This window comes from Streptomyces sp. NPDC031265 (genome assembly GCF_055570295.1).
The window spans coordinates 202,193-217,417 of record NZ_JBVIHM010000002.1; the positions used below are offsets into that span (position 1 = coordinate 202,193).

At 71.7% G+C, this 15,225-nt stretch carries 12 protein-coding genes and 1 pseudogene; 3 read left to right on the top strand and 10 right to left on the bottom strand.

Features of this window, described 5'->3' with window-relative positions; translation table 11 throughout:
• Window positions 1-22: 22 nt before the first annotated feature.
• The 4 genes from ACZ499_RS05085 to ACZ499_RS05100 all read right to left on the bottom strand — a co-directional run bounded on the left by ACZ499_RS05085 (window position 23) and on the right by ACZ499_RS05100 (window position 3,039).
• Window positions 23-226, bottom strand: coding sequence for a cold-shock protein (locus tag ACZ499_RS05085; protein WP_385546315.1), 204 nt, complete (start codon window positions 224-226; stop codon window positions 23-25).
• Between the two features lie 190 nt (window positions 227-416).
• Entirely contained in the window at window positions 417-1,574 is a 1,158-nt protein-coding gene (locus tag ACZ499_RS05090) for an acetyl-CoA C-acetyltransferase (RefSeq protein ID WP_468672409.1), read from the bottom strand.
• A gap of 27 nt (window positions 1,575-1,601) precedes the next feature.
• The gene (locus ACZ499_RS05095) at window positions 1,602-2,213 is read right to left on the bottom strand and encodes a TetR/AcrR family transcriptional regulator (RefSeq protein WP_385546310.1); all 612 of its coding nucleotides are present in this window, start codon (window positions 2,211-2,213) and stop codon (window positions 1,602-1,604) included.
• A gap of 37 nt (window positions 2,214-2,250) precedes the next feature.
• Window positions 2,251-3,039, bottom strand: coding sequence for an SDR family oxidoreductase (locus ACZ499_RS05100; protein ID WP_385546307.1), 789 nt, complete (start codon window positions 3,037-3,039; stop codon window positions 2,251-2,253).
• A gap of 61 nt (window positions 3,040-3,100) precedes the next feature.
• On the opposite strand from ACZ499_RS05100, the gene ACZ499_RS05105 reads away from it, so the two are divergent.
• Together ACZ499_RS05105 and ACZ499_RS05110 are read left to right on the top strand one after the other, a co-directional pair.
• The gene (locus ACZ499_RS05105) at window positions 3,101-4,249 is read left to right on the top strand and encodes an acyl-CoA dehydrogenase family protein (RefSeq protein WP_468672413.1); all 1,149 of its coding nucleotides are present in this window, start codon (window positions 3,101-3,103) and stop codon (window positions 4,247-4,249) included.
• Window positions 4,246-5,361 (top strand): acyl-CoA dehydrogenase family protein, encoded by a 1,116-nt coding sequence (locus tag ACZ499_RS05110; RefSeq protein ID WP_468672415.1) that lies wholly within the window; start codon window positions 4,246-4,248, stop codon window positions 5,359-5,361. The genes ACZ499_RS05105 and ACZ499_RS05110 overlap by 4 nt, the downstream gene beginning before the upstream one ends.
• Here the strand turns inward: ACZ499_RS05110 and ACZ499_RS05115 are convergent.
• The 6 genes and pseudogenes from ACZ499_RS05115 to ACZ499_RS05140 form a co-directional block, all read right to left on the bottom strand.
• On the bottom strand, window positions 5,358-5,873 hold the full coding sequence (locus ACZ499_RS05115; protein WP_385549717.1) for a pyridoxamine 5'-phosphate oxidase family protein: 516 nt from the start codon (window positions 5,871-5,873) through the stop codon (window positions 5,358-5,360). The genes ACZ499_RS05110 and ACZ499_RS05115 overlap by 4 nt on opposite strands.
• Window positions 5,874-5,958: 85 nt before the next feature.
• Window positions 5,959-6,213 (bottom strand): annotated as a pseudogene (locus tag ACZ499_RS05120) (VWA domain-containing protein); the annotation flags it as partial.
• 62 nt (window positions 6,214-6,275) lie between these two features.
• A complete protein-coding gene (locus ACZ499_RS05125; protein ID WP_468672418.1) occupies window positions 6,276-6,416 on the bottom strand; it encodes a hypothetical protein in 141 nt (46 codons plus the stop codon).
• Window positions 6,417-6,728: 312 nt separating this feature from the next.
• Window positions 6,729-8,189: a glutamate synthase subunit beta gene (locus ACZ499_RS05130; RefSeq protein ID WP_468672420.1), complete on the bottom strand. Its 1,461-nt coding sequence runs from the start codon at window positions 8,187-8,189 to the stop codon at window positions 6,729-6,731.
• Window positions 8,182-12,753 carry a glutamate synthase large subunit gene (gene gltB / locus ACZ499_RS05135; RefSeq protein ID WP_468672423.1) on the bottom strand — a complete coding sequence of 1,524 codons (4,572 nt, stop codon included), beginning with the start codon at window positions 12,751-12,753 and terminating at the stop codon, window positions 8,182-8,184. Before gltB ends, ACZ499_RS05130 begins: the two co-directional genes overlap by 8 nt.
• A gap of 445 nt (window positions 12,754-13,198) precedes the next feature.
• Entirely contained in the window at window positions 13,199-13,930 is a 732-nt protein-coding gene (locus ACZ499_RS05140) for a VIT1/CCC1 transporter family protein (RefSeq protein ID WP_468672425.1), read from the bottom strand.
• A 243-nt stretch (window positions 13,931-14,173) separates the two neighbouring features.
• Here ACZ499_RS05140 and ACZ499_RS05145 point away from each other — a divergent pair, with 243 nt between their 5' ends.
• Window positions 14,174-15,181 (top strand): ADP-ribosylglycohydrolase family protein, encoded by a 1,008-nt coding sequence (locus ACZ499_RS05145; RefSeq protein ID WP_468672427.1) that lies wholly within the window; start codon window positions 14,174-14,176, stop codon window positions 15,179-15,181.
• Window positions 15,182-15,225 lie beyond the last annotated feature (44 nt).

A 15,225-nucleotide genomic window follows, 5' to 3' on the forward strand; every position in this document is an offset into this window, starting at 1 on the left:
CCCGGCTCGGAATTCGCCGTGATCAGACGGGGAGGATGTTCTCCGCCTGCAGGCCCTTCTGGCCCTGGGTGACCTCGAAGGAGACCTTCTGGCCCTCAAGGAGCTCACGGAAGCCGGAGGAGGCGATGTTCGAGTAGTGGGCGAAGACGTCCGGGCCGCCACCGTCCTGCTCGATGAAGCCGAAGCCCTTTTCCGAGTTGAACCACTTCACGGTGCCAGTAGCCATGTCATTCTCCTGAATAGGTAGGGGCCCCATCCGGAGAAAGCCGGAAAAACAATAATGCGCCTGAGGAACATTCCCGTCAGGCGCACATAAAGTCTATGGGTACCAAAACTGCAACGGAGAAACTGTACCACGTGCCCCCCTCAGGGGCAGGTGCGGGCCGTGTGGGCCGCACCACTCCCCCGGGCCCGGCTCACAGGCGCTCGATCACCGTCACATTCGCCTGGCCACCGCCCTCGCACATCGTCTGGAGGCCGAAGCGCCCGCCGGTGCGCTCCAGCTCGTGCAGCAGCGTCGTCATCAGCCGTACACCGGTGGCTCCCAAAGGGTGCCCCAGCGCGATGGCGCCCCCGTTGACATTGACCTTCGCCGGGTCCGCGCCGGTCTCCTTCAGCCAGGCGAGCACCACCGGCGCGAACGCCTCGTTGATCTCGACCAGGTCGATCGCGTCGATCGTCAGGCCCGTCTTCTTCAGCGCGTACGCCGTCGCCGGGATCGGCGCCGAGAGCATCCGGATGGGGTCCTCGCCGCGTACCGAGAGGTGGTGGATCCGGGCGCGCGGGGTGAGCCCGTGCTCCCGTACGGCCCGCTCGCTCGCCAGGAGCATCGCGGCCGCGCCGTCCGAGACCTGGGAGGAGCACGCGGCGGTGATCGTGCCGCCCTCGACGACCGGCTTCAGGGCCGCCATCTTCTCCGCCGTGGTGTCGCGGCGCGGCCCCTCGTCGACGCGCACGTCCCCGTACGGCACGGTCTCGCGTACGAAGCGGCCCTCGTCGGCGGCCCGGATCGCGCGCCGGTGCGAGCGGAGTGCGAACTCCTCCTGGTCCTGGCGGCTGACCCCCCACTTGTGCGCGATGAGCTCGGCGCCGTGGAACTGGTTGACGGGCTGGTCCCCGTACCGCGCCCGCCAGCCCGCGGAGCCCGCGAAGGGGCCCTCGGTCAGGCCGAGCGGCTCGGCCGCCTGCCGGGAGGCGAAGGCGATCGGGATCATCGACATGTTCTGGGTGCCGCCCGCGACCACCAGGTCCTGGGTGCCGGAGAGCACGGCCTGCGCGGCGAAGTGCACGGCCTGCTGGGACGAGCCGCACTGGCGGTCGACGGTGACGCCCGGCACCTCCTGCGGCAGCCCGGCCGCCAGCCACGCCGTCCGCGCGATGTCCCCGGCCTGCGGCCCGACCGCGTCGAGGCAGCCGAAGACGACGTCCTCGACGGCGGCCGGGTCGATCCCGCAGCGCTCGACGAGCGCGCTGAGCACATGCGCCCCCAGGTCCGCCGGGTGGACACCCGCGAGCCCGCCCCCGCGTCGCCCCACCGGGGTGCGCACCGCTTCGACTATGTATGCCTCGCCCATTCTCAACTCCCCTGATACGCCAACGGATTACTCTCGTACGGCGATTCCGTCCAGCACCATCGACAGGTACTGGCGGGCGATCTCCTCCGGGCTGTGCTGTCCGCCGGGCCGGTACCAGGACGCGGCCACCCACACCGTGTCGCGGACGAACCGGTAGGTGAGCCGGACGTCCAGGTCCGCCCGGAACGCCTTCGCCGCGACCCCCCGCTCCAGGGTCCCCAGCCACGCCTCCTCGAACTTCCGCTGCGAGTCGGCGAGGTAGCCGAAGCGCGGCAGCGCGGTGAGGTGCCTGGACTCCTTCTGGTAGATCGCGACGGCGGCCCGGTGCCGGTCGATCTCCCGGAAGGACTCGGTGACCAGGGCCTCGATGGTCTCGCGCGGCCCGAGCCCGGCCGCGAGCACGGCGTCGTACCCCTCCCACAGCTCGGTCAGGAAGGTGGAGAGGATCTCGTCGAGCATCGATTCCTTGGAATCGAAGTGGTAGTAGAGGCTGCCCGCGAGCATGCCCGCCTCGTCGGCGATCCTGCGGACGGTGGTGGCGTTGTAGCCCTGGGCGGCGAACACCTCGGCCGCGGTGGCGAGGAGTTCTCCGCGCCGCTCGGGCACGCCGGTCACCTGCTGCTTCTTGTTCTTCGGCACGGGTCCATTGTGGTCCTGGGGGTCCTGGGCGGCGGCGCTAGGCGTGCTGGCTGCTGACGGCGACGACTTCGCCCGTCATGTAGGAGGAGTAGTCGCTGGCCAGGAAGACGACGACGTTGGCCACCTCCCACGGCTCGGCGTACCGCCCGAAGGCCTCCCGCGCGGCGAGCTCGTCGAGGAGCTCGGCGGAGGTGACCTTGGCGAGGTGGGGGTGCATGGCCAGGGAGGGCGAGACCGCGTTGACCCGCACCCCGTGGGCGGCCGCCTCGATCGCCGCGCAGCGGGTGAGCGCCATGACGCCCGCCTTGGCGGCGGCGTAGTGGGCCTGCCCGGCCTGGGCGCGCCAGCCGACGACGGACGCGTTGTTGACGATCACGCCGCCCCGGCCGGCGGCCCGATAGGCACGCAGGGCCGCCCTGGTGCACCGGAAGGTGCCGTTGAGGGTGACGTCGAGGACCCGGTCCCACTGCTCGTCGCTCATGTCGGCCAGCTCGGCAGTGCCGCCGAGGCCCGCGTTGTTGACGACGACGTCGAGGCGGCCGTGCAGCCGTACCGCCCCGTCGAACAGCGCGCGCACCTGTGAGTCGTCGGTGACGTCGCAGGGCAGCGCGGCCACGGCGCCGGCGCCGAACTCGGCCGCCAGGGCCTCCTCGGTCTCCTTGAGCCTGCGCGCGTGCGCGTCGCTGACCAGCACCCGCGCGCCCTCCTCCAGGAACCTGCGGGCGGTCGCGCCGCCGATCCCGGCCCCGGCGGCGGCGGTGACGACGGCGGTGCGGCCGTCGAGGAGGCCGTGCCCGGGCACGTACGGAACCTTGTTGTCGGTCACGTCCGCAGGCTAACCTACCAAACACTTGTTAGGGAACGGTCGCGAAGGGGCGGGCCCCGCAATGGACTTGGACCACACGGCCGAGGAGGACGCCTTCCGCGCCGAGGCGCGCCGGTGGCTCGCCGTCCATGTGCCGGGCGCGCCGCTCCCCTCCCTGGAGACGGCGGAGGGTTTCGCCGCGCACCGGGAGTGGGAGGCCGAGCTGTACGCCGGGCGGTGGTCGGCCGTCTCCTGGCCCGAGCGGTTCGGGGGCCGGGGCGCCGACCTCTTCCGGTGGCTGGCCTTCGAGGAGGAGTACTGGGCGGCGGGAGCGCCGGGCCGGGTCTCCCAGAACGGCATCAGCCTGCTCGCGCCGACGCTCTTCGACCACGGTACGGAGGAGCAGCGCGCCCGGGTGCTGCCGGACATGGCGAGCGGGGGGGTGGTGTGGGCGCAGGCCTGGTCGGAGCCGGAGGCCGGGTCCGACCTGGCGTCGCTGCGGTCCCGGGCCGTACGCACGGACGGGGGCTGGCTGCTGTCGGGCCAGAAGACGTGGTCGTCGCGGGCCGCGTTCGCCGACCGCGCCTTCGGCATCTTCCGTACGGACCCGGCGGCGCCCCGCCCCCACCAGGGCCTGACCTACGTGATGTTCGATCTGCGGGCCCCCGGGGTGACCGTCCGCCCGATCGGCCGCCTCGACGGCAAACCCGCTTTCGCGGAGCTGTTCCTGGACGAGGTGTTCGTCCCCGACGAGGACGTCATCGGGGAGCCGGGGCAGGGCTGGCGCATCGCGATGTCGACGACCGGCAACGAGCGCGGCCTGACCCTGCGCTCCCCCGGCCGCTTCCTGGCCGCCGCCGACCGGCTCGTACGGCTGTGGCACGAGCGGGGCGAGGACCGTGGGATGCGCGACCGGGTGGCGGACGCGGTGATCGGGGCGCGGGCCTATCAGCTGTTCACGTACGCGGGCGCGTCCCGCTTCGCGGCGGGCGGGGAGATGGGCGCGGAGTCGAGCCTGAACAAGCTGTTCTGGTCGGAGTACGACATCACGCTGCACGAGACGGCGCTGGAACTGCTGGGCGCGGAGGGCGAGTTGGCGGAGTCGCCCGAAGGGTGGGGAGAGGGGTACGTCTTCGCCCTGGCCGGGCCCGTGTACGCCGGTACCAACGAGATCCAGCGCGACATCGTCGCCGAGCGCCTGCTCGGCCTCCCGAAGGGCCGCCCCCGATGAGGTTTCTGCCGACCGCCGAGCAGCGCGACTTCGCCCGCTCCCTGGACGCGCTCCTGACCGCCTCGGACACCCCGTCGGCCGTACGGTCCTGGTCGGCCGGGGACCACGGGTCCGGCCGGGCGCTGTGGGCGCGGCTCGCCGGGGCGGGGGTGTTCGCGCTCGCGGCGCCGGAGGCGCACGACGGGATGGGTCGCCGTCCGGTCGAACTGGCCATGGCCTACCGGGAGTTGGGCCGCCACGCGGTACCGGGCCCGCTGGTGGAGACGGCGGCGGCGACGGCCCTGCTCTGCCACCTGGCGGACGGCGGCGACCCCGCCCCGGCCAAGCGCCTGCTGCCGGGCGTGCTGGCGGGCGAGAGCGTCGTCACGCTGGCGGTGCCGGAGGGGGCGGGCGGGGGGTATGTGCTGGATCCAGACGGGGCGGATGTGGTGCTGGTGGTGACGGGGGCGGGCGGGGCCGGGGCCGCTCCGGGCGAGGCCGGGGAAGCCGGGACCGGTGGAGCCAGGACCGGTGGAGCCGGGACCGGTGGGGCAGGAGCCGCGCGCACCGGCCGCCGCACCGGCCCCGCCCCCGAGCTCCGGCTCGCCCCCGGCCACGGCCCCCTTCTCACCTCCCTCGACCCCGCACGGCGGCTCGCGCGCCCCGACCCCGGTGGGGAACTCCTCGCCGCCGGACCCCTGTTGGCAGAGGCGGTCGGTTGCGCCGTCCGCTGGGCCCGGCTCGCGGCGGCCGCCCAGGCGGTCGGGGTGGCCGAGGAGCTGCTGCGGCGAACCGTCGCGTACGTCAAGCAGCGCACCCAGTTCGGGGTGCCGATCGGCTCGTTCCAGGCGGTCAAGCACCGGCTCGCGGACACACTGCTCGCGGTGGAGTTCGCGCGGCCGCTGGTGTACGGGGCGGCGCTCACCCTCGCGCCGGGCGACCTCGCGGCGGCGAAGGCGACGGCGGGCGAGGCCGCCTACACGGCGGCCCGGGCCGCGCTCCAGCTCCACGGCGCGATCGGCTACACCGAGGAGCTGGACCTCTCCCTCTGGCTGCGCAAGGCGCGCCCGCTACGTGACGCCTGGGGCACACCGGCCGCCTGCCGGGCGGAGGTGCTGGCGGCGTACCCCTAGGCGTCTTCGCGCGGCGGCTCGGTCCCGTTGCCCCGCCGGATGGTGCGCAGGGCGGCGCCGGGGCGCCAGGCCCGCAGGACGATCTCCTCCGCCTCCTTGTCGATGCCCGTGTGGACCACCTCGGCCAGCTCCGCCCGGAAGAGGAGGAACGGCTCGGGCGGATGCACATCGCCCGCGTACCGGGCGAGCTCCCCGGCGTCGACGACCTCGACCGCCCGTCCGCTGATCCGGACGTCACCCTCGGCCATCTCCGCGTCGGGCCCCGGGTTCGCCTGGACCGCGAAACGCGGGTCGCGGCGCAGGTCGTACGCCTTACGGGAGTTCGGCATCATGCCGAGCCACAACTCGCCACCACGGATCTCGACCTCAAGACCGGTGACCCGGGGACTGCCGTCCGCGCGCAAGGTCGCGAGGACATGATGCTTGTACAGAAGGAAACGCTCGCGCACGGCCTCGGCGAACTGCGGCTCGGCGGTCTCGAACTCTTTCCAGCGGAATGTCTGCGATGCCATGCACCCATCAAACCGCAGGTGCCCGGCATCTTCTGCCTGGACTACTCCGGGGGTTGCCGGGCGTCCACCCGGGACGTGACCGTCGCCGCACGATCCCCCGCGCCCGCGCCGCCCGCAGCCAGTACGGGAACTCCCCGAGGAGACGGTCGTAGAGCTCCGCGTCCGCCACCCGGCGCGGGTCGGCGCCCGCGTGGAAGAACCCCGCGTTGTCGACGGGCCGGAGCGCCGGGACCGCCCGCTCGTCGAGCTTGCGCAGAAAGTCGAACTGCCGGCTGCCGGGGTCGCCGCAGCCGATGAACTGCCAGAACATCGGCAGCCCGGCGTCCTTGCAGGCGTATCCAGGGGGAGCAGGGACTCCCACAGGTCCTCCGGCATGCCGTCGAAGAGCGCGGCCACGGTCTGCTAGCGCGGCCGCCGCAGGTCGTCCGCGGGGAGAGCGGACAGGCACGCGAGTTCGTCCGCGGGCAGCCGCGGCGGATGGTTGCGGTACGCCACGGGCTCATGGTTCCCGATGTTCTCCGGCAGCACCTTCGTCCCGTGCACGTCGTTGACGACGTAAGGGGTACACGGTCCGGGTCCAGCGGGAGGGCGGCCGTCTCCGGGTGGCCGTGGACACGGCGGGCCTCGCCGACTTCACCGGCACCGGGCGCCCTTGCCCCCAGGGCGCCCTGGGGGCGTACGCGGAGGACGCGCGGGTGGAGTTCCGGGGGCCGCAAGGGGTGACGCGCCGCGGCGCCCACCCAGTCGTCCGGTCGGGGACAGTGGGGCAGGCGCCGCGCTGCGGGGGTCCGGGGTATCCCCCGATCCGGCGCAGCCCGTACACCGTTGTACGGAACGTTTTTGGGGTGGAGGGACTCAGACCGTCAGGGCCCGGTCCGTGGGACGGATCGGGGCGGGCAGTTCGCTCCTCCCCGTAAGGTACCGGTCCACACCACGTGCTGCCGAACGGCCCTCCGCGATCGCCCAGACGATCAAGGACTGGCCGCGGCCCGCGTCACCGGCCACGTACACTCCGTCGACATTGGTCGCGAAGTCCGCGTCGCGGGCGACGTTGCCGCGCTCGTCGAGCTTCAGGCCGAACTGCTGGACCAGGCCGTTGGCCTGGTCGGTGCCCGTGAATCCCATGGCGAGGGTGACCAGCTGCGCGGGGATCTTCCGCTCGGTGCCCGGCTTCTGGGTCAGCTTGCCGTCGACGAACTCGACCTCGACCAGGTGCAGGAACTGGACGTTGCCGTCCTCGTCGCCCTCGAAGTGGGTGGTGGAGACGGAGTAGACCCGCTCGCCGCCCTCCTCGTGGGCCGAGGTGACCTTGTAGAGCATCGGGAAGGTCGGCCAGGGCTGGCCGGCCGGGCGGTCCTCGCTCGGCTGCGGCATGATCTCCAGCTGGGTGACCGAGGCCGCGCCCTGGCGGTGGGCGGTGCCCACGCAGTCCGCGCCGGTGTCACCGCCGCCGATCACGACGACGTGCTTGCCCTCGGCGGTGAGCGGGGGCGCCACGAAGTCGCCCTCCTGCACCTTGTTCGCCAGCGGCAGGTACTCCATGGCGAAGTGGATTCCGTTGAGCTCGCGGCCGGGGACCGGCAGGTCGCGGGAGACCGTGGCGCCGGCCGCGATGACCACCGCGTCGTAGCGCCTGCGCAGCTTCGCCGCGTCGATGTCGCGGCCGATCTCGACCTCGGTGCGGAACTTGGTGCCCTCCGCGCGCATCTGCTCGATGCGGCGGTTGATGTGCACCTTCTCCATCTTGAACTCGGGGATGCCGTAGCGCAGGAGGCCGCCGATGCGGTCGGCGCGCTCGTACACCGCGACCGTGTGACCGGCCCGGGTCAGCTGCTGGGCGGCGGCCAGGCCCGCCGGGCCCGAGCCGATGACCGCGACGGTCTTGCCGGAGAGCCGCTCCGGCGGCTGCGGGGTGACGTCGCCGCTGTCCCACGCCTTGTCGATGATCGAGACTTCGACGTTCTTGATGGTGACGGCGGGCTGGTTGATGCCGAGCACACACGCCGACTCACAGGGAGCCGGGCACAGCCGCCCGGTGAACTCCGGGAAGTTGTTGGTGGCGTGCAGCCGCTCCGACGCCGCCGACCAGTCCTCCCGGTAGGCGTAGTCGTTCCACTCGGGGATCAGGTTCCCCAGCGGACAGCCGTTGTGGCAGAACGGGATGCCGCAGTCCATGCAGCGTCCGGCCTGCTTGCTGATGATCGGCAGCAGCGAACCGGGAACGTAGACCTCGTTCCAGTCCTTGACGCGCTCGGCCACGGGGCGGGTCTGGGCGACCTCGCGACCGGTGGTGAGAAAGCCCTTGGGGTCAGCCATTGGTCGCCGCCTCCATCATCTTCTCGGTGGTCTCCTGCTCGGAGAGACCGGCGAGCTCAGCGGCTTCCTTGGCGGCGAGCACTGCCTTGTACGTGGACGGGATGATCTTGCTGAAGCGCTCCGCCGCGGCGGGCCAGTCGGCGAGCAGCTTCTCGGCGACCGTGGAGCCGGTCTCCTCCTGGTGGCGGCGCACGACGTCGTGCAGCCACTGCTTGTCGGCCTCCGAGGGGGCCTCGACCGCCGCCAGGTTGCCGGAGTTGACGTGGTTCGGGTCGAGGTCGATCACGTACGCGATACCGCCGGACATACCGGCCGCGAAGTTGCGCCCGGTCTCGCCCAGGACCACCGCGTGGCCGCCGGTCATGTACTCGCAGCCGTGGTCGCCCACGCCCTCCGAGACCACCAGGGCGCCGGAGTTGCGGACGCAGAACCGCTCGCCGGTGCGGCCGCGCAGGAACAGCTCGCCGCCGGTCGCGCCGTACGCGATGGTGTTGCCCGCGATGGTCGAGTACTCGGCGAGGTGGTCGGCGCCCCGGTCCGGGCGGACGATCACGCGGCCGCCGGAGAGGCCCTTGCCGACGTAGTCGTTGGCGTCGCCCTCCAGGCGCAGCGTCACACCGCGCGGCAGGAAGGCGCCGAAGGACTGGCCGGCCGAGCCGGTGAAGGTGACGTCGATGGTGTCGTCGGGCAGGCCCGCACCGCCGAACTTCTTGGTCACCTCGTGGCCGAGCATGGTGCCGACGGTCCGGTTGATGTTGCGGATCGCGACCTGGGCGCGGACCGGCTGGGCGGCCTCGGCGGAGTCGGCGCCCAGCGCGTCGGCGGCCAGCTCGATGAGCTCGTTGTCGAGCGCCTTCGCCAGGCCGTGGTCCTGCTCGACCCGGGCGTGGCGCACCGCGCCCTCGGGCAGCTCGGGCACGTAGAAGAGGGCGTCCAGGTCGAGGCCCTGCGCCTTCCAGTGGCGCACCGCGCGGCTGGTGTCCAGGAGCTCGGCGTGGCCGACGGCCTCCTCGATCGTACGGAAACCGAGCTCGGCGAGGAGCTCGCGGACCTCTTCGGCGATGAACTCGAAGAAGTTGACGACGAACTCGGGCTTGCCGGAGAACCGGTCGCGCAGCACCGGGTTCTGGGTGGCGATGCCGACCGGGCAGGTGTCGAGGTGGCAGACGCGCATCATGACGCAGCCGGAGACGACGAGCGGCGCGGTCGCGAAACCGAACTCCTCGGCGCCGAGCAGCGCGGCGATGATCACGTCACGGCCGGTCTTGAGCTGGCCGTCCGTCTGAACGACGATCCGGTCGCGAAGTCCGTTGAGCAGCAGGGTCTGCTGGGTCTCGGCGAGGCCGAGCTCCCAGGGGCCGCCCGCGTGCTTGAGACTCGTCAGAGGAGAAGCACCCGTGCCACCGTCGTGGCCGGAGATGAGGACGACGTCCGCGTGCGCCTTGGAGACACCCGCGGCGACCGTGCCGACACCGACCTCGGAGACCAGCTTCACGTGGATACGTGCCGCCGGGTTGGCGTTCTTGAGGTCGTGGATCAGCTGGGCCAGATCCTCGATGGAGTAGATGTCGTGGTGCGGCGGCGGCGAGATGAGGCCGACGCCCGGGGTGGAGTGCCGGGTCTTGGCGACCCACGGGTAGACCTTGTGGCCGGGCAGCTGGCCGCCCTCGCCGGGCTTGGCGCCCTGGGCCATCTTGATCTGGATGTCGTCCGCGTTGACCAGGTACTCGGAGGTCACACCGAAGCGGCCGGAGGCGACCTGCTTGATGGAGGAGCGGCGCGCCGGGTCGTACAGACGGTCCGGGTCCTCGCCTCCCTCACCGGTGTTGGACTTGCCGCCCAGCTGGTTCATGGCGATGGCGAGCGTCTCGTGCGCCTCGCGCGAGATCGAGCCGTACGACATGGCGCCCGTGGAGAAGCGCTTGACGATCTCGGAGACCGGCTCGACCTCGTCGATGGAGATCGAGGGGCGGTCCGAGGAGAAGCCGAAGAGCCCGCGGAGCGTCATCAGGCGCTCGGACTGCTCGTTCACGCGCTCGGTGTACTTCTTGAAGATGTCGTACCGGCGGCCGCGGGTGGCGTGCTGGAGGCGGAAGACCGTCTCCGGGTCGAACAGGTGCGGCTCGCCCTCGCGGCGCCACTGGTACTCCCCGCCGATCTCAAGCGCGCGGTGGGTGGCCGCGATGCCGGAGACGGGGTACGCCTTGGCGTGCCGGGCGGCGACCTCCTTGGCGATGACGTCGATCCCGGCGCCGCCGATCTTGGTGGCGGTGCCGATGAAGTACGTGCCGACGAACTCCTCGTCGAGGCCGACGGCCTCGAAGACCTGGGCGCCCCGGTAGGAGGCGACGGTCGAGATGCCCATCTTGGACATCACCTTGAGGACGCCCTTGCCGAGCGCGTAGATCAGGTTGCGGATGGCCTGCTCGGGCTCCAGGCCCTCGATGAAGGTGCCCGCGCGGACCAGGTCCTCGACGGACTCCATCGCCAGGTACGGGTTGACGGCGGCGGCGCCGTAGCCGATGAGCAGAGCGACGTGGTGCACCTCGCGCACATCACCGGCCTCGACGAGCAGACCCACCTGGGTGCGCTGCTTCGTACGGATGAGGTGGTGGTGGACGGCGGCGGTGAGCAGCAGCGACGGGATCGGCGCGTGCTCGGCGTCGGAGTGCCGGTCGGAGAGGACGATCAGACGGGCACCGTCCTCGATGGCGGCGTCGGCCTCGGCGCGGATGGCCTCGATGCGCTCGGCGAGCGCGGCGCCGCCGCCGGAGACCCGGTAGAGGCCGGAGAGCGTGGCGGCCTTCATCCCCGGCATGTCGCCGTCGGCGTTGATGTGTATCAGCTTCGCCAGCTCGTCGTTGTCGATCACCGGGAAGGGCAGCGTGACGCTGCGGCAGGACGCGGCGGTCGGGTCGAGCAGATTGCCCTGCGGGCCGAGCGAGGAGCGCAGCGAGGTGACGAGCTCCTCGCGGATGGCGTCCAGCGGCGGGTTGGTGACCTGCGCGAACAGCTGGGTGAAGTAGTCGAAGAGCAGCCGCGGGCGCTCGGAGAGGGCCGCGATCGGCGAGTCCGTGCCCATCGAGCCGAGCGGCTCGCCGCCGGTGCGGGCCATCGGCGCGAGGATGACACGCAGCTCTTCCTCGGTGTAGCCGAAGGTCTGCTGGCGGCGGGTGACCGAGGCGTGCGTGTGCACGATGTGCTCACGCTCGGGCAGGTCCTCCAGCTCGATCTCGCCGGTCTCCAGCCACTCCTTGTACGGCTTCTCGGCAGCCAGCGCCGCCTTGATCTCGTCGTCCTCGATGATGCGCCGCTCGGCGGTGTCGACGAGGAACATCTTGCCGGGCTGCAGACGTCCCTTGCGGACGACCTTCGCCGGGTCGATGTCGAGCACGCCGACCTCGGACGACAGGACCACGAGTCCGTCGTCCGTCACCCAGTATCTGCCCGGGCGCAGGCCGTTGCGGTCCAGGACCGCGCCGACCTGGGTGCCGTCGGTGAAGGTGACGCAGGCCGGGCCGTCCCAGGGCTCCATCATCGTGGCGTGGTACTGGTAGAAGGCGCGCCGGTCCGGGTCCATCGAGTCGTGGTTCTCCCACGCCTCGGGAACCATCATCAGGACGGAGTGCGGCAGCGAGCGCCCGCCGAGGTGGAGGAGTTCGAGCACCTCGTCGAAGGAGGCGGAGTCGGAGGCGTCCGGCGTACAGACCGGGAAGATCCGCTCCAGGTCCTTGGCGTCCCGGCCTTCCCCGAACAGCTCGGTGACCAGCTGCGACTCGCGGGCCACCATCCAGTTGCGGTTGCCCTTGACCGTGTTGATCTCGCCGTTGTGCGCGACGAAGCGGTACGGGTGGGCGAGCGGCCAGCTCGGGAAGGTGTTCGTCGAGAAGCGCGAGTGGACCAGCGCGACGGCGGTGGCGAACCGGCGGTCGGAGAGGTCCGGGAAGAACGGCTCCAGCTGCCCGGTGGTGAGCATGCCCTTGTAGACGATCGTCCGGGCGGAGAGCGAGGGGAAGTACACCCCGGCCTCGCGCTCGGCGCGCTTGCGCAGGACGAAGCCCTTGCGGTCCAGCGCGATACCGCTGCTGGTGCCGTCGGCGACGAAGATCTGCCGGAAGGCGGGCATGGTGGCGCGGGCGCCGTTGCCGAGCAGCTCGGGCGTGACGGGCACCTCGCGCCAGCCGAGGACGTCCAGGCCCTCCTCGGCGGCGATGGCCTCGATCTTCGCCACGGACGAGGCACTGTCCTCGACGGGCAGGAAGGCGATGCCGACGGCGTACGCACCGGCCTCGGGCAGCTCGAAGGAGGTGACCTCGCGCAGGAACGCGTCCGGCACCTGGAGCAGGATGCCGGCGCCGTCACCGGAATCCGGCTCGGAGCCGGTGGCGCCCCGGTGTTCGAGATTGCGCAGTACGGTCAGCGCCTGCTCGACCAGCTCATGGCCGGCCTCACCGGTCAGGGTGGCCACGAACCCGACACCGCAGGCGTCGTGTTCGTTACGGGGGTCGTACATCCCCTGCGGGGCAGGTCGACCGTCCATGGGCGACCAGGCGTCGGAACGCATCGGCTCTCCCGTCGTCGTCGTGGCATATGAATAACCGAGGGACGACGTTGGCCCTCTGCGAAATTTCGTGCAGGTTACATGATGGGACGGATCTCGGGAACCGGATAGCCCATTCCAGCATGCGGACACTCGGGCGGCGATCGCCGTGCCTTCCGGGGGCAGGCTTCATTGCCTGCGTCGGCGGAGTGTGTACGGCCTATGCCCGGTGTTCAAAGATGCGAAACCGCCGAGTAACGACTAGTTATGTGGGGTCCTGCATATTCCCGCATTCTACGGGTGGCGGGGCGATCCCGCGCAGGACGTAGGTCACATGGTGACCCCGGACTCGCACGCCTGCACGGCGAAGGCCCGCCCGGACGGGGGTACGTCCTGGCGGGCCTTTCGAGTCGAGAGGGGCTGAGGGGGCTCAGGGGGGCTCAGAGGGCCAGTAGGGGCCGGGCCCCGGTCAGCCCGCCGCCGCGCCGAAGAGCGAGCCGAGGCCGAAGGTGAGGGCCGCGGCCGCGCCGCCGAGGGCCAGCTGGCGCATTCCGCTGAACAGCCACGAGCGCGCGGTGACCTTGGCGACCACGGCGCCGCAGGCGAAGAGACCGACCAGCGCGAGCAGCACGGCGGGCCACAGGGCACTCGCGCCGAGCAGATACGGCAGTACGGGCAGGATCGCACCCAGCGCGAACGAGCCGAAGGACGAGACGGCGGCGACGGCCGGCGACGGCAGGTCGTCCGGGTCTATGCCGAGCTCCTCGCGGGCGTGGATCTCCAGCGCCTGTTCGGGGTCGCGGGAGAGCTGCATGGCGACCTCGCGGGCGAGCGCGGGCTCGACGCCGCGCGACACGTACAGCTCGGCCAGCTCCTCCATCTCGTCCACCGGGTGCTTGCGCAACTGCTGGCGCTCGACGTCGAGTTCGGCCTCGACGAGCTCGCGCTGCGAGGCGACGGAGGTGTACTCGCCGGCGGCCATCGAGAAGGCTCCGGCGGCCAGGCCCGCGAGGCCGGTGACGATGATGGTGTGCTGCGAGACGGCGCCGCCCGCGACGCCGGTCATCAGGGCCAGATTGGATACGAGCCCGTCCATCGCGCCGAAGACGGCGGGCCGCAGCCAGCCGCCGTTGACGTCCCGGTGCGTGTGGTTGTCCCGGTGCGCCTCGTGCAGCGTGGCTTCGGTGTTGATGACGGACACAGCTCTCCCCTTGCGTTCAGCAGCGGGCTCTCGCGTCCCGCTCCCCCCTCGTCTTCGTCGAAATTACGCTCGATGTAAGCCCCGCGCTAGCAAGGCAGGCCGTACTTACCCAGGTCAGAGGAGTGTTGCGCTCATCCGTGTCCGCTCTTGCACACATGTGGCGGGAGGGTGACAGATGGACTCCCGGCTCGTTCGGCGTGGCAGAGATCAACCGAAGGATCAGGCGACGTCGAAAGGCCTCCCATGGAGTTGATCGCCAGCGGCCCGGGAACAGCCGAGGCCATCCGCGAGCGAGCCAGAGGCGCGCTGCTGGGCCTGGCGGTGGGGGACGCGCTCGGAGCCCCCGCCGAGAACCTCAAACCCTCGGAGATCCGGCGCCGCTGGGGCCGTATCGAGGGCTTCGTCTCCGACGACCCGGCGGGTACGGACGACACGGAGTACGCCATCTTCTCGGGCCTGCTGCTCGCCCGGCACGGCTCGGCGCTCACCGTCACCCACGTCGAACACGCCTGGCACCACTGGATCGCGGACCTCGACGAAGGCCCGTTCCGGGGCGCGGGCTTCAGCGAGCGCGGCACCCTGGAGAACCTCCGCCGGGGTCTCGCCGCCCCCATCTCCGCCCAGCACCGCCACGCCTGGAGCGACGGCCTGGCGATGCGCGCGGCCCCCTTCGGCGTCTTCGCCGCGGGGGCGCCGAAGGAGGCGGCGCGGCTGGTGGCGATCGACGGCTGCGTCAGCCACGAGGGCGAGGGCATCTACGGCGGCCAGGCGGTGGCGGCGGGCGTCGCGGCGGCGATGACGGGCGCGGGCCTCACGTCCGTGATCGCGGCGGCTCTGTCGGTGATCCCGATGGACTCCTGGACGGCACGCTCGCTGCGCCGCGCGGTAGCGGTGGCCGACCAGGGCGAAAGGGCCGTCCGCTCGGCGGTGGTGATCGGCGGCTACCCCTGGACGGACCTTGCCCCCGAAGCGGTCGCCCTGGCCTTCGGCGCCTTCGCCACGGCCCGGGGCGACTTCACGGCGTCGGTCCTGACGGCGGTGAACATGGGCCGCGACGCGGACACGACGGCGGCGGTGGCGGGAGCCCTGGCAGGCGCGCACGGCGGTGCCGCATCGATCCCCCCCGCCTGGTCGTCCGCGATCGGCCCGGTCCGCGGCAGCTGCCTCCCCGAGATGCGCGGCTACCACGTCCTGGACATCGCGGACTTGCTGACGCCGGACCCGGAAGAAGAGGAAGGGCAGATCGCGTGATGGGTGACGAGGTTTCAGGGCGGGGGCCGGGGCCGATGCTTCGG